The sequence below is a fragment of the Paucibacter sediminis genome (assembly GCF_030254645.1).
Lineage (GTDB): Bacteria > Pseudomonadota > Gammaproteobacteria > Burkholderiales > Burkholderiaceae_C > Paucibacter_B > Paucibacter_B sediminis.
Window position 1 is genome coordinate 2,055,161 of record NZ_CP116346.1, and the last position, 21,378, is coordinate 2,076,538.

The 21,378-nt window shown below is 67.0% G+C and carries 22 protein-coding genes; 16 read left to right on the forward strand and 6 right to left on the reverse strand.

What is annotated here, in order from left to right; all coding sequences use genetic code 11:
- Positions 1 to 2: 2 nt before the first annotated feature.
- Positions 3 to 452 (reverse strand): c-type cytochrome, encoded by a 450-nt coding sequence (locus PFX98_RS09365; protein WP_285234931.1) that lies wholly within the window; start codon positions 450 to 452, stop codon positions 3 to 5.
- A gap of 125 nt (positions 453 to 577) precedes the next feature.
- Between PFX98_RS09365 and PFX98_RS09370 the strand changes: the two genes are divergently transcribed.
- From PFX98_RS09370 to PFX98_RS09430, 13 genes are all read left to right on the forward strand, one after another.
- Complete coding sequence (locus PFX98_RS09370) at positions 578 to 1,267, forward strand: cytochrome b/b6 domain-containing protein (RefSeq protein ID WP_285234932.1); 690 nt, start codon at positions 578 to 580, stop codon at positions 1,265 to 1,267.
- A 20-nt stretch (positions 1,268 to 1,287) separates the two neighbouring features.
- On the forward strand, positions 1,288 to 1,779 hold the full coding sequence (locus PFX98_RS09375) for a GNAT family N-acetyltransferase (protein WP_285235563.1): 492 nt from the start codon (positions 1,288 to 1,290) through the stop codon (positions 1,777 to 1,779).
- Positions 1,780 to 1,811: 32 nt separating this feature from the next.
- Positions 1,812 to 2,702: an SMP-30/gluconolactonase/LRE family protein gene (locus tag PFX98_RS09380; RefSeq protein WP_285234933.1), complete on the forward strand. Its 891-nt coding sequence runs from the start codon at positions 1,812 to 1,814 to the stop codon at positions 2,700 to 2,702.
- Positions 2,703 to 2,853: 151 nt separating this feature from the next.
- Positions 2,854 to 3,375 carry an ATP synthase subunit I gene (locus PFX98_RS09385; protein ID WP_285234934.1) on the forward strand — a complete coding sequence of 174 codons (522 nt, stop codon included), beginning with the start codon at positions 2,854 to 2,856 and terminating at the stop codon, positions 3,373 to 3,375.
- Positions 3,376 to 3,377: 2 nt separating this feature from the next.
- Positions 3,378 to 4,268 carry a F0F1 ATP synthase subunit A gene (atpB, locus tag PFX98_RS09390; protein ID WP_285234935.1) on the forward strand — a complete coding sequence of 297 codons (891 nt, stop codon included), beginning with the start codon at positions 3,378 to 3,380 and terminating at the stop codon, positions 4,266 to 4,268.
- Between the two features lie 68 nt (positions 4,269 to 4,336).
- On the forward strand, positions 4,337 to 4,582 hold the full coding sequence (gene atpE / locus PFX98_RS09395; protein WP_058721792.1) for a F0F1 ATP synthase subunit C: 246 nt from the start codon (positions 4,337 to 4,339) through the stop codon (positions 4,580 to 4,582).
- Positions 4,583 to 4,620: 38 nt separating this feature from the next.
- The gene (locus tag PFX98_RS09400) at positions 4,621 to 5,091 is read left to right on the forward strand and encodes a F0F1 ATP synthase subunit B (RefSeq protein WP_285234936.1); all 471 of its coding nucleotides are present in this window, start codon (positions 4,621 to 4,623) and stop codon (positions 5,089 to 5,091) included.
- A 2-nt stretch (positions 5,092 to 5,093) separates the two neighbouring features.
- Positions 5,094 to 5,627, forward strand: a complete 534-nt coding sequence (locus tag PFX98_RS09405; RefSeq protein WP_285234937.1) for a F0F1 ATP synthase subunit delta — start codon at positions 5,094 to 5,096, stop codon at positions 5,625 to 5,627.
- A gap of 87 nt (positions 5,628 to 5,714) precedes the next feature.
- Positions 5,715 to 7,268, forward strand: coding sequence for a F0F1 ATP synthase subunit alpha (gene atpA / locus PFX98_RS09410; protein ID WP_285234938.1), 1,554 nt, complete (start codon positions 5,715 to 5,717; stop codon positions 7,266 to 7,268).
- A 54-nt stretch (positions 7,269 to 7,322) separates the two neighbouring features.
- Positions 7,323 to 8,198: a F0F1 ATP synthase subunit gamma gene (gene atpG, locus PFX98_RS09415; protein ID WP_285234939.1), complete on the forward strand. Its 876-nt coding sequence runs from the start codon at positions 7,323 to 7,325 to the stop codon at positions 8,196 to 8,198.
- Between the two features lie 43 nt (positions 8,199 to 8,241).
- Positions 8,242 to 9,654, forward strand: coding sequence for a F0F1 ATP synthase subunit beta (gene atpD / locus PFX98_RS09420; protein ID WP_285234940.1), 1,413 nt, complete (start codon positions 8,242 to 8,244; stop codon positions 9,652 to 9,654).
- Between the two features lie 68 nt (positions 9,655 to 9,722).
- A complete protein-coding gene (locus PFX98_RS09425; RefSeq protein ID WP_285234941.1) occupies positions 9,723 to 10,136 on the forward strand; it encodes a F0F1 ATP synthase subunit epsilon in 414 nt (137 codons plus the stop codon).
- An 81-nt stretch (positions 10,137 to 10,217) separates the two neighbouring features.
- Complete coding sequence (locus PFX98_RS09430) at positions 10,218 to 11,087, forward strand: D-hexose-6-phosphate mutarotase (RefSeq protein WP_285234942.1); 870 nt, start codon at positions 10,218 to 10,220, stop codon at positions 11,085 to 11,087.
- Positions 11,088 to 11,098: 11 nt separating this feature from the next.
- Here PFX98_RS09430 and PFX98_RS09435 read toward each other — a convergent pair whose 3' ends face one another.
- The 3 genes from PFX98_RS09435 to PFX98_RS09445 are packed head-to-tail and all read right to left on the reverse strand — an operon-like array spanning position 11,099 to position 13,134.
- Positions 11,099 to 11,608, reverse strand: coding sequence for a TPM domain-containing protein (locus tag PFX98_RS09435; RefSeq protein WP_285234943.1), 510 nt, complete (start codon positions 11,606 to 11,608; stop codon positions 11,099 to 11,101).
- Positions 11,608 to 12,498: a TPM domain-containing protein gene (locus tag PFX98_RS09440; RefSeq protein ID WP_285234944.1), complete on the reverse strand. Its 891-nt coding sequence runs from the start codon at positions 12,496 to 12,498 to the stop codon at positions 11,608 to 11,610. Before PFX98_RS09440 ends, PFX98_RS09435 begins: the two co-directional genes overlap by 1 nt.
- Positions 12,499 to 12,516: 18 nt before the next feature.
- Positions 12,517 to 13,134, reverse strand: a complete 618-nt coding sequence (locus PFX98_RS09445; RefSeq protein WP_285234945.1) for a LemA family protein — start codon at positions 13,132 to 13,134, stop codon at positions 12,517 to 12,519.
- A 96-nt stretch (positions 13,135 to 13,230) separates the two neighbouring features.
- On the opposite strand from PFX98_RS09445, the gene hemE reads away from it, so the two are divergent.
- Positions 13,231 to 14,313, forward strand: coding sequence for a uroporphyrinogen decarboxylase (gene hemE, locus PFX98_RS09450; RefSeq protein WP_285234946.1), 1,083 nt, complete (start codon positions 13,231 to 13,233; stop codon positions 14,311 to 14,313).
- 286 nt (positions 14,314 to 14,599) lie between these two features.
- On the forward strand, positions 14,600 to 16,729 hold the full coding sequence (locus tag PFX98_RS09455) for a primosomal protein N' (RefSeq protein WP_285234947.1): 2,130 nt from the start codon (positions 14,600 to 14,602) through the stop codon (positions 16,727 to 16,729).
- Here the strand turns inward: PFX98_RS09455 and PFX98_RS09460 are convergent, their stop codons facing one another.
- The gene (locus tag PFX98_RS09460; protein ID WP_285234948.1) at positions 16,730 to 19,150 is read right to left on the reverse strand and encodes an alpha/beta hydrolase family protein; all 2,421 of its coding nucleotides are present in this window, start codon (positions 19,148 to 19,150) and stop codon (positions 16,730 to 16,732) included. It lies immediately after the preceding gene.
- 15 nt (positions 19,151 to 19,165) lie between these two features.
- Complete coding sequence (locus PFX98_RS09465; RefSeq protein WP_285234949.1) at positions 19,166 to 20,122, reverse strand: AEC family transporter; 957 nt, start codon at positions 20,120 to 20,122, stop codon at positions 19,166 to 19,168.
- A gap of 88 nt (positions 20,123 to 20,210) precedes the next feature.
- Between PFX98_RS09465 and PFX98_RS09470 the strand changes: the two genes are divergently transcribed.
- Positions 20,211 to 21,374: a serine/threonine-protein kinase gene (locus PFX98_RS09470; protein ID WP_285234950.1), complete on the forward strand. Its 1,164-nt coding sequence runs from the start codon at positions 20,211 to 20,213 to the stop codon at positions 21,372 to 21,374.
- The last annotated feature ends 4 nt before the right edge of the window (positions 21,375 to 21,378 follow it).

The following is a 21,378-nucleotide window of genomic DNA, read 5'->3' on the forward strand; positions in this document are numbered from 1 at the left end:
GATCAGTCGTTGCGGAAGTTGTCGTGGCAGGCCTTGCAGGTCCTGGCCGTATTGCCGAAGGCGGCCTTCAGCTGGTCGAGGTTGTTGGCCTTGGCGGCCAGGGCCAGCTTGGCGGCCTCGGTCTGCAGGTTCTTGGCGGCCTCGTCGAACTTGGCGCGCTCGCTCCAGACATTGGCCTTGGGGCTGCCCTTCTCGTTGCCGCCCGTGCCTTCCACAAAAGCCATGTAGGGCAGCTTGGCGATCTCCGCCACGATCTCGGCATTGGCCGCCGCGGCCGCGCCGTCGAAGGGCACGCGACCCTGCGCCATCGCGCCGATGCGGCCGAAATGCGTGGCCATCACCGTGAACGCCGCCTTGCGGTACTTGACCGCATCTTCAGGCTTCTGGAACTGGGCGTGAGAGGGCAGGGCGCTGCACAGGCCGACGGCCAGGGCGATCACGTAACGCTTCATGCTTGAAATCCTTGCAGTGTTGGGCTAGCTGGTGCCGGGTCTTGCCCGGGCCCGCGAGTGTATGCAGGGTCGAAATGTTTGGGTTATCGTCGGTCCATGTCCCTTTACCAACAGCGCTTTCTGCCATGAACGAGGCGACGGCCGAATTGCGAGCCCGGGTGCGCGTGTGGGATCTGCCGACGCGGCTGTTCCACTGGGCGCTGGTGCTGGCCGTGCTGGGCTCGGTGCTGAGTGCCAAGCTGGGCGGCGATGCCATGGTCTGGCATATGTGGCTGGGCTATGCGGTGCTGACCCTGGTGGCGTTTCGCGTGCTGTGGGGCCTGGTGGGTGGCCATTGGTCGCGCCTGCATCATCTGATCTACAGCCCGGCAGCGATCTGGCGCTATGTGCGCCACCGGCCCCGGCCGGGCGAGCGCTTCGATATCGGCCACAACCCGCTGGGCGGGCTTTCGGTGCTGGTGATGCTGGCCTGGCTGCTGGTGCAGGTCGGCTCGGGGCTGATCGCCGATGACGAGATCTCCGTCACCGGCCCGCTGATCCGCTTCGTCACCAGCGAGCAGAGCCTGGCCTGGACGGCCTATCACAAGCACCTGGGGCAATGGGGCTTGCTGGCCCTGGTGGCCCTGCATGTGCTGGTGGTGCTGTTCTACCGCTTCGGCAAGGACCGCGATCTGCTGGGCCCGATGTTCAGCGGCGACAAGCAGCTGCCCGCCCATGTGCCGGCGTCGCGCGATTCGCTCGCCACGCGCGTGTTCGCGCTCACTCTGCTGGGGGCCTGCGGTGCCGCGGTCTACCTGCTGGTGAGTCTGGGCTGATGGGTACACTGCCGGCCTGCATGGAAACACCCGATATCAGTCTGGTTCTGCCGGATACCCCCGAAGGCTTTGCACGCACCCGCGAGATCCTGCGCGAGTACGCGCAGTCCCTGGGCGTCGATCTGTGCTTCCAGAATTTCGAGGCCGAGCTGGCCGGTTTGCCGGGTGAATACGCCCAGCCCGCCGGCCTGATGCTGCTGGCCATGGTGGATGGTCAGCTGGCCGGCTGCGGCGGCTTTCGCCCGGCGCCGGATGTGGACTATCCGAATGCCTGCGAGATGAAGCGCCTCTTTGTACGCCCGGCCTTCCGGCGTTTCGGCCTCGGGCGCTTGCTGGCCCAGGCCCTGATCGACCGGGCCACCGAGTCGGGCTATTCGGCCATGCTGCTGGATACCCTTGACGATATGGAGGCGGCGCGCGGTCTCTATGAAAGCCTGGGCTTCGAAGAGATCCCACCCTATTACTTCAACCCGATCGCGGGCGCCCACTATCTGAAAGTGGAACTGGGCTGAGTTACGGCCTGGTACGGCCTTAGCATCGCGGCATGAGCGTTGTTGTCGAACTTGCCTGCCCGCAGCCCGCCACCCTGGGCGAATCGCCGCTGTGGCACCCTTTGGAGCAATGCCTCTATTACGTCGACATCGCCGCGCGTCAGGTCTTGCGCCTGCGCGACGGTGAGGCGCAGGTCTGGCAGCTGGACAGTGAACCGGGTTGCATCGCGGCGCTGGCGGGTGGTGGCCTGCTGGTCGCGCAGCGCAACGGCCTGTGGTGGCTGGACACGGCCAGTGGCGCGCATGAGCGCCTGATGCCGCCCCCCTTTGATCCCGGCCAGCAGCGTTTCAACGATGGCAAGCCCGACGCCCAGGGGCGCTTCTGGGTCGGCACGATTGACGACGCGCGCCGGCCCGAGGCGGGCCTCTACCGCGTGGCCGACGGGCAATGCCAGCGCATGGTCGATGGCATCACCACCGCCAACGGCCTGGCCTGGAGCCCGGATCAGCGCTGCATGTACGGCGCCGATACCAAGGCCCATGCCATCTACGCCTGGGATTTCGATGCCGGCAGCGGTGCCATCAGCCAGCGCCGCGTGTTCGCGCAGTTCGAGCCGCGCCAGGCCGATCAGGCCCTGGACGACTATGCCGGCCGGCCCGATGGCGCGGCGGTGGATGCCGAGGGCTGCTACTGGGTCGCGATGTTCGAGGGTCAGCGCCTGCTGCGCTTGTCGCCTTCCGGCGCGCTGTTGCAAACCGTGCGGCTGCCGGTGCGCTGCCCCACCATGCCGGCATTTGGCGGCCCGGACCTGCGCACGCTCTACATCACCACGGCGCGCGAGAAACGCCCCGCCGAGGAGCTGGCCGCCCAGCCCTGGGCCGGTTGCGTGCTGAAGCTGCGGGTGGATGTGCCGGGGCTGCCGGCCCAGTTCGCGCGCCTCTGAAGCCCTGCGGGCAGGGTAATCCACGGGTGGCTAAAGCCACAGCATGCGCTTTGTCAAGCCCGGCCGCAAAGGCATGTGCATCGCTGCGTTACCTGGGTGTAAGGGGAAACCACATATAATCCTTGGGTTTTGCTGATTGCACCCCTAAGCCGTGAGCCCTGAGAACCTGCGCGCCCGTGACAATGCCGCGCCGCAGGCCAGGCCTGACGATGCCTGGGGAGATGAGGTCGGCGAAGAGCCTTTCAAGGTGCTGTCGCGTGAAGAAGCGCAAAGCCTGCGGGCCGGGTGGCCGAAGTGGTCGCCTTGGCGCCTGGTGATGGTGCAGGCCCTGGCGGGTGTGGTGATGGCTGCGCTCTGGTGGTTGTTCACGCAGGAGAGCAGCAAGGCGTGGTCGGCGCTGTGTGGCGCGATCGCGGTGGTGGTGCCAAACGGTCTGATGGCCTGGGGTGCCACGCGACGAACGGTGACGGATGCGGGAGCGGCCTTGCTCTCGATGATGTTCTGGGAGTCGGTCAAGATTTTGCTGGCCATTGCCATCCTGGTGGTGGTGGCCAAACGGGTGGCGGATCTGAGTTGGCTGGCGATGCTGGTGACCATGATCCTCTGCCTGAAAGTTAATTGGCTGGTCCTGCTCACGCGGGGCCGTTCTACAAGCATTAGTGACGGAAACTGACGATGGCAGCCGAAGGACACGCGCCGAACGCGGGCGAATACATCCAGCACCACCTGCAGCACATGCAGGTCAATTTCTCGGGGCAGGCGGTCAAGCAGACCAGCATCGTTGACTTCAGCCTGTTCAATCTGGACTCGCTGATCTATTCGGTGATCCTGGGCGTGATTGGCTGCTTCATCCTGTGGCGCGCCGCGCGCAAGGCCACCTCGGGTGTGCCGGGCCGCTTCCAGGCTGCCGTTGAAATCATTGCCGAAATGGTCGAGAACCAGGCCAAGGGCGTGATCCACAACGCCGCCAGCCGCAAAGTCATCTCGCCGCTGGCCCTGACCGTGTTCGTCTGGATCTTCCTGATGAACTTCATGGACATGCTGCCGGTGGACCTGCTGCCTTCGGCCTGGACCCAGGTCTATGCCTCGATGGGCCACGATGCGCACCATGCCTATATGCGTGTGGTGCCCACCGCCGATCTCTCCACCACGCTGGGTCTGTCGACCAGCGTGCTGCTGATGTGCTTCTTCTACAGCGTCAAGATCAAGGGCGTCGGTGGTTGGACGCATGAACTGCTGGCTGCGCCGTTCGGCGACAAGTGGTTCCTGTATCCGGTCAACTTCCTGATGCAGATGATCGAGTTCGCTGCCAAGACCGTCTCGCACGGCATGCGACTGTTCGGCAATATGTTTGCCGGCGAACTCGTGTTCATGCTGATCGCGCTGATGGGCGGTGTCTGGGCCTGGGAGCTGAACCCCCTCACGGGTGGTTTCTGGCTGGGCTTCGGTCATGTGGTGGCCGGTACGGTGTGGACGCTGTTCCACATCCTGATCATCACCTTGCAGGCCTTCATCTTCATGATGTTGACCTTGATCTACACGGGCCAGGCGCACGATTCGCACTGATTCCCAAGCAGTTCTTCTCTTTCCCTTTTCTTCAATTTCTTTCTTTTCATTCCATTCAGGAGCTAATCATGGAAAACATCCTCGGTCTCGTCGCGCTGGCTTGCGGTCTCATCGTTGGTCTGGGCGCTCTGGGCGCTTCTATCGGCATCGCGCTGATGGGTGGCAAGTTCCTGGAATCGTCGGCTCGCCAGCCTGAGCTGATGAACGAACTGCAAACCAAGATGTTCATCTTGGCTGGTCTGATCGACGCTGCCTTCCTGATCGGTGTGGCTATCGCTCTGCTGTTCGCATTCGCCAAGCCCTTCGCGATCTAAGCGGCTCGCTTACCTTTCACGGTTGAAAGGATCGTGCTGTGAATATCAACGCAACCCTGTTCCTGCAAGCGATCGTCTTTGCGATCCTTGTGTGGTTCACCATGCGCTTCATTTGGCCGCCTGTGATGAAGGCGCTGGATGAGCGTGCGCAGAAGATCGCTGACGGGCTGGCTGCGGCCGACAAGGCCAAGAGCGAATTGGCAACCGCCAACAAGCGCGTTGACGAGCAACTGAGCCAGGCGCGCAACGAAACCACCAAGCAACTGGCCGACGCCGAAAAGCGCGCCGCTGCGATCGTGGACGAAGCGAAGAAGCGCGCAGAAGATGAAGGCGCCAAGATCGTGGCTGCTGCCAAGGCCGAGGCCGAGCAGCAAGCCGCGCGTGCCCGTGAGGCCCTGCGCGAGCAGGTTGCCGCACTGGCCGTGAAGGGCGCCGAGCAAATTCTGCAACGCGAAGTCAATGCCAGCGTGCACGCCGAATTGCTGGGCCGTCTGAAGACGGAGCTGTAATCATGGCTGAGCTCGCAACCATTGCACGCCCTTACGCTGAAGCGCTCTACCAGGTCGCGGTCAAGCATGATGTGAAGGCCTGGGGCGCGGCGCTCGACGCGCTCGCCCTGGTCGCACAGGATGCCGATCTGCGCCAGTTCGCCGACAACCCCAAGGTCACGGCCGAGCAGGTGTACGCGGTGATGACCGCGGCCGCCAAGCAAGACCTGGCCCCGGAGCTGCAGAACTTTCTGCGCGCGGTGATCGAGAACAGCCGCCTGGCGGCGCTGCCCGAAGTGGTGGCGCAGTTCCACGTGCTGGCCAATGCCGCAGCCGGCGTGGCTGATGCGCAGATCTTCAGCGCCTATCCCATCGAAGCAGCCCAGCTGAGCGATGTGATCGGCACCCTGGAGAAGCGTTTCGGTCGCAAGCTCGAAGCCCATGTCACGCTGGAGCCTTCACTCATCGGCGGTATCCGTGTGGTGGTCGGCGACGAGGTGCTCGACACCTCCGTCAAGGCCCGCCTGGAACGCATGAAAGTGGCGCTCACAGCTTAAAAGCTAGCGCGAGAAGACACCTATTCCGATTCATCCCTGTGTCACCCGCGCTCTGGCAACAGACGCCCGACCAGATGGGAGCAAGCAATGCAACTGAATCCTGCTGAAATTTCCGAATTGATCAAGAGCCGCATCGAGGGCCTTGGCACATCGACGGACGTCCGCAACCAGGGCACCGTGGTGTCCGTCTCCGACGGTATCGTCCGCATCCACGGCCTGTCCGATGTGATGCAAGGCGAGATGCTGGAGTTCCCCGCCGCCGCCGATGGTCAACCCACCTACGGCCTGGCGCTGAACCTCGAGCGCGACTCCGTCGGTTCCGTGATCCTGGGTGCCTACGAGCACATCTCCGAAGGCGACACCGTGAAGTGCACGGGCCGCATTCTGGAAGTGCCCGTCGGCCCCGAGCTGATCGGCCGTGTCGTGAACGCCCTGGGCCAGCCGATCGACGGCAAGGGCCCGATCAACGCCAAGATGACGGACGTGATCGAAAAGGTCGCTCCCGGCGTGATCGCCCGTAAGTCCGTGGACCAGCCGGTGCAGACCGGTCTGAAGTCCATCGACTCGATGGTGCCCGTGGGCCGCGGCCAACGTGAGTTGATCATTGGCGACCGTCAGACCGGCAAGACTGCCGTCGCGATCGACGCCATCATCAACCAAAAGGGTCAGAACATGACCTGCATCTACGTCGCCATCGGCCAGAAGGCGTCGTCGATCAAGAACGTGGTGCGTGCCCTGGAAGCCAACGGCGCGATGGAATACACCATCGTGGTGGCCGCCTCGGCCTCCGAGTCGGCTGCCATGCAGTACGTCTCGGCCTACTCCGGCTGCACCATGGGCGAGTACTTCCGCGACCGCGGCCAAGACGCCCTGATCGTGTATGACGACCTGTCCAAGCAAGCCGTGGCCTATCGCCAGGTCTCGCTGCTGCTGCGTCGTCCGCCCGGCCGCGAAGCCTTCCCCGGCGACGTGTTCTATCTCCACAGCCGTCTGCTGGAGCGCGCAGCCCGCGTGAACGCCGATTACGTGGAAGCCTTCACCAAGGGTGAAGTGAAGGGAAAGACCGGTTCGCTGACCGCCCTGCCCATCATCGAAACCCAGGCCGGTGACGTGTCCGCCTTCGTTCCGACCAACGTGATCTCGATCACCGACGGTCAGATCTTCCTGGAAACCAGCCTGTTCAACGCCGGTATCCGCCCCGCCATCAACGCCGGTATCTCGGTGTCGCGCGTCGGTGGTGCTGCACAGACCAAGCTGATCAAGAACCTGTCCGGCGGTATCCGTACCGACCTGGCCCAGTACCGTGAGCTGGCCGCGTTCGCGCAGTTCGCTTCCGATCTGGACGAGTCCACCCGCAAGCAGCTGGACCGCGGTGCCCGCGTGACCGAGCTGCTCAAGCAGGCTCAGTACTCGCCGCTGCCGATCAGCCTGATGGCTGCCACGCTGTTCGCGGTGAACAAGGGCTTCATGGACAGCCTGGACGTCAAGAAGGTTCTGGCTTTCGAGCACGGCCTGCACCAGTTCCTGAAAACCAGCCACGCCGCTCTGCTGGCCAAGCTGGAGGCCGATCGGGCCATGGACAAGGATGCCGAAGCCGAGCTGAACGCTGCCATCACCACGTTCAAGAAGTCCTTCGCCTAATGACCATGACCGGGCTGTGATGCAAAGAACGGCCCGGACCTAACAGGAGAAATCATGGCATCAAGCAAGGAAATTCGCGGCAAGATCAAGAGCTTCGAGAACACGAAGAAGATCACCAAGGCCATGGAGCTGGTGTCCGCTTCCAAGATGCGCAAAGCGCAAGACCGGATGCGTGCGGCCCGCCCCTACAGCGAGAAGATCGGCAACATCGCCGCCAATCTCGCCCAGGCCAACCCCGAGTACCAGCACGCTTTCCTGGTCAAGAACGACCAGGCCAAGGTGGCCGGCTACGTGGTGGTGACGACCGACAAGGGTCTTTGTGGTGGCTTGAACACCAACCTGCTGCGCGCCACGACCAACAAGCTCAAGGAGCTTGAGGGCGCGGGTCAGAAGGCGGAAGTCGTTGCCATCGGCAACAAGGGCTACTCCTTCATGAACCGCATCGGCGCCAAGGTGGTGGCTCATGCGACGCAGCTGGGCGACCAGCCGCACATCGAGAAGCTCATCGGCCCCGTCAAGGTGCTGCTGGACAAGTACGCCGCAGGCGAGCTGTCGGCCGTCTACCTCTGCTACACCCGCTTCATCAACACGATGAAGCAGGAGCCGGTGGTGCAGCAACTGCTGCCGCTGTCGGCCGAGAGCATGAAGGCGGGCGCGGGCAACAACCACTCGTGGGATTACATCTACGAGCCGGATGCCGCCACCGTCATCGACGAGCTGCTGGTGCGCTACACCGAGGCCCTGATCTACCAGGCCGTGGCCGAGAACATGGCGTCCGAGCAATCGGCGCGCATGGTGGCCATGAAGGCCGCTACTGACAACGCCGGCAACCTGATCGCCGAGCTGAAGCTGGTCTACAACAAGACCCGCCAGGCCGCCATCACCAAGGAACTGTCGGAAATCGTCAGCGGCGCCGCCGCCGTGGGCTGATCGCAGTCGAACGCAAAAGTTTTGGAATTGAAGGAACGAAAAAATGGCTAACACTCAATCAGTGGGCAAGATCGTTCAGTGCATCGGCGCCGTGGTGGACGTGGAGTTTCCGCGCAACCAGATGCCGCAGGTCTATGACGCGCTGAAGATGGAAGGCTCGGCTCTGACGCTGGAAGTCCAGCAGCAGCTGGGCGACGGCGTGGTGCGTACCATTGCGCTGGGCTCGTCCGACGGCCTGCGCCGCGGCACCGAGGTCTACAACACCGGTGAGAACATCAAGGTCCCGGTCGGCAAGGCAACCCTTGGCCGCATCATGGACGTGCTGGGCAACCCGATCGACGAGCGCGGCCCCGTGGCTGCCGAGCTGACCGCGTCCATCCACCGCGCTGCACCGTCTTACGACGAGCTGAGCCCCTCGCAAGACCTGCTGGAAACCGGCATTAAGGTGATCGACCTGATCTGCCCGTTCGCCAAGGGCGGCAAGGTGGGTCTGTTCGGTGGCGCCGGCGTGGGCAAGACCGTGAACATGATGGAACTCATCAACAACATCGCCAAGGCCCACAGCGGTCTGTCGGTGTTCGCTGGTGTGGGCGAGCGTACCCGTGAGGGCAACGACTTCTATCACGAAATGGCCGATTCCGGCGTGGTGAACCTCGAGAAGCTCGAGGACTCCAAGGTCGCGATGGTCTACGGTCAGATGAACGAGCCCCCGGGCAACCGTCTGCGCGTGGCCCTGACCGGTCTGACGATCGCCGAGTCCTTCCGTGACGAAGGCAAGGACGTGCTGTTCTTCGTGGACAACATCTACCGCTACACCCTGGCCGGTACCGAAGTGTCGGCACTGCTGGGTCGTATGCCTTCGGCCGTGGGCTACCAGCCGACGCTGGCCGAGGAAATGGGCCGTCTGCAAGAGCGCATCACCTCGACCAAGGTTGGTTCGATCACCTCCATCCAGGCCGTTTACGTGCCTGCCGATGACTTGACCGACCCCTCGCCCGCCACCACCTTTGCCCACTTGGACGCAACGGTCGTGCTGTCGCGTGACATCGCTTCGCTGGGTATCTACCCCGCCGTGGACCCGCTGGACTCGACCTCGCGTCAAGTTGACCCGAACGTGGTTGGCGAAGAGCACTACAACACCACCCGTGCCGTGCAGGGCGTGTTGCAGCGCTACAAGGAACTGCGCGACATCATCGCGATTCTGGGCATGGACGAGTTGTCGCCGGAAGACAAGCTGGCCGTGGCCCGCGCTCGCAAGATCCAGCGTTTCCTGTCGCAGCCCTTCCACGTGGCCGAAGTCTTCACCGGCTCGCCCGGCAAGTACGTGCCCCTGAAGGAAACCATCCGCGGCTTCAAGATGATCGTCAACGGCGAGTGCGATCATCTGCCCGAGCAGGCCTTTTACATGGTCGGCACGATCGACGAAGCGTTCGAAAAGGCGAAGAAGATGCAGTGATGAGGCCTCGGGGTGCTCGCACCCCAGCCGCATGACTGAATCTTTTCAACCGCTAAAGGAAGATTGACATGGCAACCATCCACGTTGATGTGGTTTCCGCCGAAGAGCAGATCTTCTCCGGCGAGGCCAAGTTCGTCGCGTTGCCGGGCGAAAGCGGTGAGCTGGGCATCCTGCCCCAGCACACCCCGCTGATCACCCGCATCAAGCCGGGCGCGGTGCGCATCGAGCGCGCCGACGGTGGCGAAGAGTTCGTGTTCGTGGCCGGTGGCATTCTCGAAGTGCAACCGGGCACCGTGACCGTGCTGGCCGACACCGCGATCCGCGGCAAGGACCTCGACGAAGCGAAGGCCACCGAGGCCAAGAAGCTGGCCGAGGAAGCGATGAAGAACGCCAAGAGCGATATCGACTTTGCCGCCGCGCAAGGCGAATTCGCCGCCATGGCCGCCCAGATCGCTGCGCTGCGCAAGTTCCGCAAGAAGTAAGCAAGCAGCCCGGCTGCTCACGGCGCCCGCCGACGCAAGTCAGGCGGGCGTTCTTTTTTGTCTCTCGTATGCTCTGACCCTATGTCCATCCCCATCGCCATCGCCCGCCACCAAGGCATGGAAGCCCTGGAGCTCTGTGCCCCCGACGGCGCCCGCGCCACCGTGCTGCTGCATGGCGGCCATGTGCTGTCCTGGGTGCCCACCGGTGCCGACGAGCAGCTCTACGTCTCGCCCAAGACGGCCATGGCCTCGGGCCAGGCGATACGCGGCGGCGTGCCGGTGATCTTTCCGCAGTTCGCAGCGCGCGGCCCGCTGCAGCGCCATGGCTTTGCCCGCACCAAGCCCTGGCAGCTGGTGATGGCCGAGCAGGGCGAGGGCGACGCGCTGGCGGTGCTGCGCCTCAGCGACGATGCGGCGACGCGCATGTTCTGGCCCCATGCCTTCGAGCTCGAGCTGAGCGTGCGCGTGGCCGGCCGCGATCTCGAGATCGAGCTGGCCTGCGAGAACAAGGGCGAGGAGATGTTCAGCTTCAGCGCCGCGCTGCACAGCTATCTGGGTCTGGGCGCGTTGGGCGACGCCAGCGTGCAGGGCCTTGCCGGCCTGAGCTACTGGGATTCGGTGGACGGGGTGGAGCGCAGCCAGCGCACCGATCTGCTCCTGCCCGGCAGCCCGGGTGCGCAGGACCTGGATCGCATCTACTACCAGGTGAAGCAAGACCTGACCCTGCAGGAACTCACCGCCGCGGGCGAGCGCCGCGTGAGCATCCAGCAGCAGGGCTTCGAGGACGCGGTGGTGTGGAATCCCGGTGCGGCCAAATGCGCGGCGCTCGCGGACATGCCGGCCGACGGTTACCAGCACTTCCTGTGCATCGAGGCGGCGCAGGTCGAGCGCCCGGTGCAGTTGGCCCCCGGCGAGAGCTGGGTGGGCCGCCAGAGCCTGAGCCTGGCTTGAAGCGGGGCTGATCAGAGCAGCGCCGGCTCGTCCGGCAGCTCGTTCGGATTGAGCTCGCCCGCGCGCAGCGGGAAATGCTGCGCCAGCATTTCACCTACCTCGTCAACGGCCTGGCTGAGCCCGGCCTCGAACGCGCCATCGCGGAAGGCGCCGCGCATGCGCGCCAGCAAGGCGTTCCAGGCCTCGGGCCCGACGCGGCGTGTGAGGCCGCGGTCGGCAATGATCTCGATGCGGTGTTCCACCAGCAGGAGGTAGATCAGCACGCCGTTGTTGTGCTCGGTGTCCCAGACGCGCAGCTTGCCGAACATGGCCAGGGCGCGCTCGCGTGCGCTGGCCTGGCGCCAGAGATAGGACAGCGGCAGGCTGGCCTCCACGCAGATGCGGATCTCGCCGCTGTGGCGCGTCTCGCTGGCGGCCACGCGCTGGCGCAGGCGCTCCAGCACCGGTTCGGGCAGGGCGCGCTGCGCGTCGCCCTCGTCCCAGAGGCGATGCTTGAGCAGGCGTAGCAAACGGGCTCCCATCACCAATCTCCCGAGGCGCCGCCGCCGCCAAAGTCACCGCCGCCGCCCGAGGAGAAGCCGCCGCCGTCGGAGCCGCCGCCGAAGCCACCGCCGCCGCCGCCCCAGATCACCGGGCCGCCGCGGCTGCCGCGCCCGATGCCGCGGCGCGCGGCGCCCACGCCCATCACGCCCACCAGCACCAGGCTCACCAGCGCCGCGGCTGCGGCCACCAGCAGGCTGGTGCTGAGCATCCAGCCCAGCGCACCCGCGCCGCCGGCGGTGAGCAGGCTGCCGAGCTTGCGGCCGAACACGGCGGTGAGCACCGCGCCGAGTATCGGCACGCCGATGAAGATGATGGCCCCCCAGTCTTCGATGCCCAGGCCGAGATCCTGGGCGGGGGCGCGCCGGGCCGTCGGGGCGGGCAGGGCCTCGCCGCGGATGCGCGCCGCCAGCGCGTCCACGCCGAGGTTCAGGCCGCCGGCGTAGTCGCCCGCCTTGAAGGCCGGGCTGATCTGGTTCTGGATGATCTGCTTGGCCGCCAGATCCGGCACCGCGCCTTCCAGCGCCTTGGCCACCTCGATGCGCAGCTTGCGATCATCCTTGGCCACCACGATCAGCAGACCGTCGCCCGCCTCGCGCCGGCCGATCTTCCAGGCATCGCCGACGCGCTGCGCATAGGCGGCGATGTCCTCGGGCGCGCTGCTGGCCACCATCAGGATCACCAGCTGCGAGCCGCTCTCCTGCTCGAACCTGGCCAGCTTGGCCTCCAGCGCGCTGCGCTGCGCGGCATTGAGCGTGCCGGTCTGGTCGATCAGCTGCGCGGTCAGCACCGGCACGGCCTTGAGCTCCTGCGCCCACGCGGGCAGGGCGCAGCAGGCCCAGAGCAGCAGCGGCAGCAGCCAGCGGCGCATGGCGTTCCTCGCTTGCGCTTACTTGGAGGCCGGCTTGTCGAAGCTCACCGTCGGCGCGTTCTTGATCTCGGCCTCGTTCTGCACCTGGAAGTTGGGCTTCACCGCGTAGCCAAACGCCATCGCCGTCAGATTGCTGGGGAAGGAGCGCGTCAGCACGTTGTAGTCGGCGACCGACTTGATGTAGCGGTTGCGCGCCACGGTGATGCGGTTCTCGGTGCCCTCCAGCTGCACGCGCAGATCCTGGAAGCCCTGGTTGGCCTTCAGGTTGGGGTAGTTCTCGCTCACCACCAAGAGGCGCGAGAGCGCGCCGCTCAGCTCGCCCTGGGCGGCCTGGAATTTCTTCAGCGCCTCGGGGTCCTTGGCCAGCTCGGGCGTGACCTGGATGGCGGTGGCCTTGGCACGCGCCTCCACCACCTTGGTGAGCGTCTCCTGCTCGAAATTGGCCTCGCCCTTCACCGTGTTGACGATGTTGGGGATCAGGTCGGCACGGCGCTGGTACTGGCTCAGCACCTCGGCCCAGCTGGCGCTGACCTGCTCGTCCAGGCGCTGGAATTCGTTGTAGCCACAGCCGCTCAGGCTCAGGGTGGCGGCGGCCAGGCTGCCGATCAGTGCGGCGCGTTTCAGACTCGAACTCATGGCAAGACTCCCGTATGGATTCGATGACGCAGCGGCAGATGGTGCCAACCGTGTCCAGATCAAGGCTGGCCGAGTATCGCAGCGGATAATCACGCCATGAGTGCCACCTTGCAAAACGACACCTTCCTGCGCGCCTGCCTGCGCCAGCCCACCGACTACACCCCCGTCTGGCTGATGCGCCAGGCCGGGCGCTACCTGCCCGAGTACCGCGACACGCGGGCCAAGGCCGGCAGCTTCATGGGCCTGGCCACCAACACCGACTACGCCACCGAGGTGACGTTGCAGCCGCTGGAGCGCTACCCGCTGGACGCGGCCATCCTGTTCAGCGACATCCTCACCGTGCCCGACGCGATGGGCCTGGGCCTCTCCTTCCAGCTCGGCGAGGGTCCCAAGTTTGCGAAAGTGGTGCGCGACGAGGCCGCGGTGGCCGAGCTGGCCGTGCCCGATATGGCCAAGCTGCGCTATGTGTTCGATGCCGTCGGCTCGATCCGCAAGGCCCTGAACGGCCGCGTGCCGCTGATCGGCTTCTCCGGCAGCCCCTGGACCCTGGCCTGCTATATGGTGGAAGGCGGCGGCTCGGACGACTACCGCCAGGTCAAGAGCCTGATGTATGCGCGCCCCGACCTGATGCACCGCATCCTGCAGATCAATGCCGATGCCGTGGCCGCCTACCTGAACACCCAGATCGAGGCCGGCGCCCAGGCGGTGATGCTGTTCGACTCCTGGGGCGGCGTGCTGGCCGACGGCATGTTCCAGCGCTTCAGCCTGGACTACTCGCGCCGCGTGCTGGCGCAGGTGAAGACCGAGCATGAAGGCCAGCGCATCCCGCGCATCCTCTTCACCAAGGGCGGCGCGCTGTGGCTGGATGAGATCGCCGCCGCCGGCGCCGATGTGGTGGGTCTGGACTGGACCGCCAACCTTGGCAAGGCGCGCGCCCAGGTGCAGGACCAGGTGGCCCTGCAGGGCAATCTGGACCCGAACGTGCTGTTCGCACCGCCCGCGGCGATCCGCGAGCAGGCCCGTGCGGTGCTGGACAGCTTCGGGCGCCCGCAGCGCGCCGATGGGGGCTGGGGCGGCCATGTCTTCAACCTCGGCCATGGCATCAGCCAGCACACCCCGCCGGAGCATGTGCTGCACCTGGTCGACGAGGTGCACAACTACTCGCGCAAGCTGCGCTGAGGCCGGGCTTCGGGCTGCGGCCAGGGTGTGAATTAGGCCCAGCCTGCTTGGACTTATCCCCAATTTGAGGCATGTCACCGGCGCAGGCTTCAGATGCTGCATTGCAGCTTGGGGTTTTCACGATTGAAGCCTAAGTGTTTGATTTCAAAGGGGGCGCCCCGCGGGGCTCTGCCCAGGGCTGGCGAGCCCTGCGCTTAGCGGACGGCAGCGTCGGGAAGAAATTGAATATGTTTCCCACAAAGTTATCCACAGGCTGATGTGGATTCCCGGAAAGCCCCTTTGAATCATGGACTTAAGCGGCGTTTCTAATCCGATCTGTAGGCTGCGGGTGGCGGTGGACGCGCCCCAGCACAGCGGTATTGGCGCGCCGCTGGACTATCTGAGCGAGCAGGCGCTGCCGCCCGGCAGCCTGGTGCAGGTGCCGCTGGGCAAGCGCGAGCTCACCGGCATCGTCTGGGACCCCTTGCCCGCCGATGCGGATGCCGAGGGTCAGGTCTTGCCGGACACGGCGCTGCGCCCGATCGGCCAGGCCCTGCTGGAGCTGCCACCGCTGACGCTGAACTGGCGCCGCCTGCTGGACTTTGCCGCCAGCTATTACCAGCGCAGCGTCGGCGAGGTGGCGCTCTCGGTGCTGCCGCCGCAGCTGCGCGAGCTGGATGCCAAGCAGCTGCAGGGCCGGCTGAAGAAATTGCACAAATGGGTGGAAGCCGAGGCCAAGGACGGGGCGCCAAGCGCGCAGCGCCCCGAGCTGAGCCCGGCCCAGGCCGAGGTGCTGGCGCAGCTGGATGCGCTGCTGCTCGCCGAGCGCGCCAGCGACGCGACCGGATCGGCGCCAGGGCCGGCGCCCGTGCTCCTGCATGGCGTCACCGGCAGCGGCAAGACCGAGGTCTATCTGCGCGCCGCCGAGCATGCGCTGAACCAGGGCCGCCAGGTGTTGGTGCTGGTGCCCGAGATCAACCTGACGCCACAACTGGAGGCGCGCTTTGCCGAGCGCTTCCAGGGCCATCGCATCGTCTCGCTGCACAGCGGCCTCACGCCTGCGCAGCGCCTGCGCAACTGGCTGGCCGCCCATCTGGGCCAGGCCGAACTGGTGCTGGGCACGCGGCTGGCGGTGTTCGCCTCGATGCCGCGCCTGGGCCTGATCGTGGTGGACGAGGAGCACGACCCCTCCTACAAGCAGCAGGATGGTGCGCGCTATTCGGCGCGCGACCTGGCGGTCTACCGCGCGCACCTGGAGCGCGTGCCGGTGATACTGGGCTCGGCCACGCCCTCGCTGGAGAGCTGGCAGCACGCCAATACCGGCCGCTATCGGCGCCTGGCCCTGCCGCAGCGCATTGGTGGCGGGGCCATGCCGCGCCTGCGCATCTACGACATGAACCTGCTGCCGCGCAAGCAGGGCGTCACCACGGCGCTGGCGCAACCGCTGCTGGCGGCGCTGCGCGAGCGCCTGCAGCGCGGCGAGCAGAGCCTGATCTTCCTGAACCGGCGCGGCTATGCGCCGGTGCTGCATTGCGGCGAATGCGGCTGGAAGAGCGAATGCCCGCATTGCAGCGCCTACCGCGTCTTCCACAAGGGCGACCGCACGCTGCGCTGCCACCACTGCGGCTTCAGCGAGCGCGTGCCGCGCGCCTGCCCCGATTGCGGCAACCAGGACATCGCGCCGCTGGGCCAGGGCACCGAGCGGCTGGAGGAGCAGCTGGCCGCGGCCCTGCCCGAGGCGCGCGTGGCGCGCATCGATGCCGACTCCACGCGCCTGAAGGGCGCGCTGGAGGCGCAGCTGGGCGCCGTGCATGCCGGCGAGGTGGACATCCTGGTGGGCACGCAGATGATCACCAAGGGCCACGACTTCCGCCGCATCACCCTGGTGGCGGCGGTGAACCCCGATGCGGCCCTGTTCAGCAGCGATTTCCGCGCCCCCGAGCGCCTTTTCGCCCTGCTGATGCAGGCGGCCGGCCGTGCCGGGCGCGATGCCGAAGTGGCCGCGCGCTCCGAGATGTGGCTGCAGACCTGGCATCCGCAGCATGCCCTCTACCAGTCGCTGCTCAGGCATGACTTCGAGGCCTTCGCCAAGAGTCAGCTGGCCGAGCGCGAATCGGCCGGCCTGCCGCCCTATTCACACCTGGCCCTGCTGCGCGCCGAGGCGCGCACGGTGGAGGCGGCACAGGGTTTCCTGGAGGCCGCGGCGCGCCATGCCGGCACGCTGCCCGACGCGCAGACCGTGCTGGTCTACCCGCCCGTGCCCATGAGCGTGGCGCGGGTGGCGAATGTGGAGCGCCTGCAGATGCTGGTGGAATCGCCCACGCGCGGCGCGTTGCAGCGCCTGCTGTGGCAATGGATGCCCGAGCTGCACGCGCTCAAGCGCGAGCACAAGGGCCTGCTGCGCTGGGCCGTGGACGTCGATCCCTTGGCGATCTGATCAGGGCGCGCGCGGGTCACCCAGATAGGTCTTGAGCCACTGGCTCATCTCCCACTGCACATGGCCCACCGACTCGCGTGCGCTGTAGCCATGCGCCTCGCCGGGCAGCAGTACGTAGCGCACCGTGCCGCCGGTGCCGGCCAGCGCCAGGTAGAGGCGCTCGCTCTGCATCGGCTGGGTGCCGACGTTGTTGTCGGCCTCGCCGTGGATCAAGAGCAGCGGCTCCTTGATCTGCGGCGCATACATGAAGGGCGAGAGCTTCAGGTACAGCTCCTTGGCCTCCCACAGCGAACGCCGCTCGCTCTGGAAACCGAAGGGCGTGAGGGTGCGGTTGTAGGCGCCGCTGCGCGCGATGCCGGCCTTGAAGAGATCGGTGTGGGCGAGCAGATTGGCGGCCATGAAGGCGCCGTAGCTGTTGCCGCCCACCGCCATGCGCTTGGGGTCGGAGACGCCCAGCTCCTCGGCCTTGTCGATGATGGCGCGGGCGTTCATGGTGATCTGCTCGAGGAAGCCGTCGTTGACGGTCTTCAGATCGCCGACGATAGGCATGGTGGCGTCCTGCAGCACCACAAAGCCGTCCAGCACCAGCAGCAGCGGGCTGCTGCCGGCCACGCTGAGGTAGCGGTTCGCCGAGCCGCTCACCTGGCCGGCGATGGCGGCGTCGCTGAATTCCAGCGGGTAGGCCCACACCAGGGTGGGGCGGCGCTCACCTTCCTTGTAGTCGGGCGGCAGGTACATCCAGAAGGAGAGCTCCACGCCGTCGGCGCGCTTGAAGCTCACCAGCTCGCGTTTCACCTTGCGCAGTTGCGGCGTCGGGTCCTTGCTGCGGGTGAGCGCCTGGGCCGCGCCATAGCCGCTGGCATTGAGTTCGCGCAGCCAGAGGTTGGGCGGCTCGCTGGGGCTTTCGCGCAGCGTCACCAGGTGCTGCGGGTCGAGCAGCAGCAGCGGCTGCTCGTAGGGCGCGTCGGCCGACTGGAACAGGCGCTGCACGCCGCCATCGCGCAGCGAATAGCGGTCCAGGAAGGGGCGGTCGCCGCGCGGCGTGGCGCCCTGGCCCTGCAGCAGGATGTTGTCGCCGCCCAGGGTCTGCACCACCTGGTGGCCGTTCGGCAGGGTGCGCATCAGCGGCGTGCCGGGATGGCGGTAGCGCTCGCGCACCGAGTGCTCGAACAGCGGCCGGCTCTGCGTACCGCGCAGGGGCAGCAGATAGGTGCGGGTCCAGGCGCGCTGGCGGTCCTCCTCGGTCAGGAGGGCATGCTGGCCATCGTCCAGAAAGCGCAGCCGGGTGAAGCGGTGCGGCATGCGCTGCACCTCCATGGCTTCGCCGGTGAAGGGCGGGTCCAGGCGCATCACGCGGTCGCGGAAGGCCACGCGCGCATTCGGGTTGCCGCCGTCCAGCGCTTCCACCCAGTAGATCGCCGCGTCCTTGTTGGGCGAGGCATAGAACACGCGCGGCCCGGCCTGCACCGCGTCGATGGCGATGCCGTTGCGCATCGGCACCTTGGCGATCTCGCGCAAGAGCTTGCCGTCGCGGCCGCGCAGCTCCACCACGGTGGGGAAGTCGTCGTAGGTGAGGGTGTAGCTGAAGGGGCGGGTGATGCGCTCGGTCAGCAGGTACTGGCCCTCGCCCACGCTGCTGATGCTGGTGAACATCGCGGTGGCCGGCAGATCGCGGCTCTGCAGGCTGTGCAGGTCCACCCAGGTGAGCGTGGCGCGGGCGTGGAATTCGAACAAGGCCTCGTCATGCGGGGACTTCAGCAGGTCGGCATAGCTGCGCTCGGGCGAGGCGCGGCCCAGGCTCTCCTGCACCACCGGTGCGTTCGGCACGCGCGGGGCGGCTGGCGCGGCGCCGCGGCGGTCGGGGATGGTGGCGAGCACCAGCTCATGCGCGTTCAGCCAGGCCAGTTCGCCCGGCGCCAGCACCTCGCTGGGGCGCAGGCCCGGCACCTGGCGCAGCCGGCCGCTGGCGGTCTCGCCCACCCAGAGCTCGTTGCCGGCGTCGCTGCGCCGTTCGATCAGGAAGCGCTGGCCGTCCGGCGCCCAGCTGAAGCTGTGGATGAGGCCGCCCGCGGGCAGCTCGACGTTGCGCTCCGGCGCCTCGGGATTGAGCAGCGCGCGCAGGCGCAGGCGCTGGATCTGCGGCGTGCCGGCGGGCACGCCGGTGGCGGCGTCGAAGCGCAGGCCGGCCAGCTTCAGGGTGGGGCGGGCCAGCTCTTCCAGGCTGCTGTAACGGCGCTGCTCGAGCAGGGCCAGGTGTTGCTTGTCGGGCGAAATCAGATAGCGCGGCAGCGGCGCGGCGTCCAGCAGCTCGCGCACCGCGGGCGAGGGCTGTTGGTAGCCGGTGTGCACCGGCGCCGCCAGGCCGATGGTGGGCAGGAGCGCGGCGGCGGCGAGCAGCAGGGAGCGGGCAAGCATCAGCATGGCCAGCAGTGTGCCTCAGCGCGGCTGCGCCCCGAGCAGCCAGGCCAGGGTGGTGAAGCTGAGGAAGGCCAGCGCGGTGGAGGCCAGGATGATGCGCGCCACGCGGCCGTTGTCGGCGCCATAGCGTTCGGCCAGCAGCGAGACATTGCTGGCACTGGGCAGGGCCGCCGCCAGGGTCAGCACGGTCAGCTGGAAATCCGACAGCGGGGCGCCCAGCCGGCGCGCCACCAGGCCCAGCGCGAACACCAGCGCCGGGTGCAGCAGCAGCTTGATCAGGGCCACCGGCAGGAAGCGCTGCCAGGGGGTGCGGCGGTGCGCATGCTGGCCGGCGCGCCACAGCACCGCGCCGATCGTGAACAGCGCCACCGGCGTGGCCGCATCGGCCAGCATCTTGATCACCGAGTTCAGCGGACCCGGCAGTTGCAGCCCCAGCAGGGTGCAGCCGGCGCCCAGCGCGATCGACCAGGGCAGCGGGTTGGAGAGCGCGCCGCGCAGCGCCATGCGCAGGGCATCGGCGCCATTGGCATCGTGTGCGCGCGCCAGCGCAATGCACAGCGAGCTGGTGACGAACAGGTCCGCCAGGATGGTGCAGATCACCGGCCCCGCGGCGGCCTGCCCGAGCAGGGCCACCAGCAGGGGCACGCCCATGAAGCCGGTGTTGGGAAAGGCCGCCACCAGGGCGCCGAAGGCGGCGTCCTTCAGATGCACCGCCTCCGAGAGGCTCACCGCGATGGTGATGCCCACCACGGCCAGCGCCACGAGCAGGTAGATGCCCAGCACCACCGGGTTCAGCAGCTCCAGCAGCGGCGTACTCTGGCCGAAGCGGAACAGCATGCAGGGCAGGGCGAAGAACAGCACGAAGCCATTCAGGCCGGGGATGGCCGATTCCGCCAGCACGCCGCGCTGCGCCGCCAGATAGCCGCACAGCACCAGGGCGAAGAAGGGCAGGGTGACGGCGAGGATGGCTTGCATGGCTGGCGAGTATCGTAAGCGCGCCTTGAGGGAAGCTGAAAGCGGGGACCGGCCAGCCAGCCCGGGCGGCTAATATGCGGGGTTCACCATGAGCGACGACTACCTCAGCGACCCCGACCCCGTCAGCCCATCGGCACCGGCCGCCGTGCCCTTGCTGCCGGAGGGCGAGCGCCTGGGCGTCTGGCGCATCGTCCAGCCCCTGCAGGCCTGCGCCTCGGGCCATTGGTACAAGGCCGAGCATGCGCTGGCGATCGATGATCATGCGGCGGTGCTGGTGTTCCACCATGCCGACGATGCCAAGGCCGTGCTGCTGCGCTTCGCCGATGGCCAGGCCGACGGCGGCGAGTTCGGCCGGCCCGGCCTGATCGCCACGCTGGACAGCGGCCTCACCCCGGCCGGCCTGCCCTATCTGGTGCTCGCCTGGGTCGAGGGCCAGCCCCTGCTGCCCGCGGCCATGGACCTGCCGCTCAACAAGCGCCTGCAACTGGTGCTGGAGCTGTGCGAGCTGCTCGAGAGCGCGCATCAGCAGGGCATGGTGCTGCGCGAGCTCGATCCCAGCATGTTGTGGCTCACGCCGGCCCAGCATCTCTATCTGATGGGCCAGGGCCTGGTGTCGCAGTTCGATGCCGCCGACAACCTGGACGCGCCTTTCTGCAGCGCGGCCCGGCCCTTCGTGGCGCCCGAGCTGGCCGCTGGCCTGCCGCCCAGCGATGCCAGCGAGGCCTTTGCGGTGGGCATGCTGCTGTGCCTGCTGGTGAACGGCCGCCTGCCCAAGCAGGAAACGCAGAACGCCCCGGTGCGCTCGCTCGCCACCTGGCTGTCGCTCACCGGTGCGCAGCGCTACAGCCTGGATGCGCTCCTGCACAAGGCGGTGGCCGAGTCGCTGGCGCAGCGCCACGCATCGCCGCAGGCACTGGCCCGCGACATCCAGGCCTGGATGGCCGGCGAGAGCCATTCCGCGCTGGCCCACACGCCCGTGCCCACCCTGCTGCCCGAGGCCGAGCCCATGCCCAGCGCGCCGAGCCGGCGGCGCAGGCCGCGGCCCTGGACCCGGTGGCTGGTGGTGCTGGCGGCGATCAGCCTGTGCGCCTCGCTGGCCTGGCTGGCCTATCAGCATCGGCGTGCCAAGCCCGAGCTGCCGCCGCCCGCCTCCAGCGCCAGCGCCGAGGTCTGGCGCGATCTGCAGGAGCGCGCGCAGCCCCGCCTGCTGAGCGCCTTGCCGGCCTCGGCGGCACAGCCGTCGCACGACTGAGCGC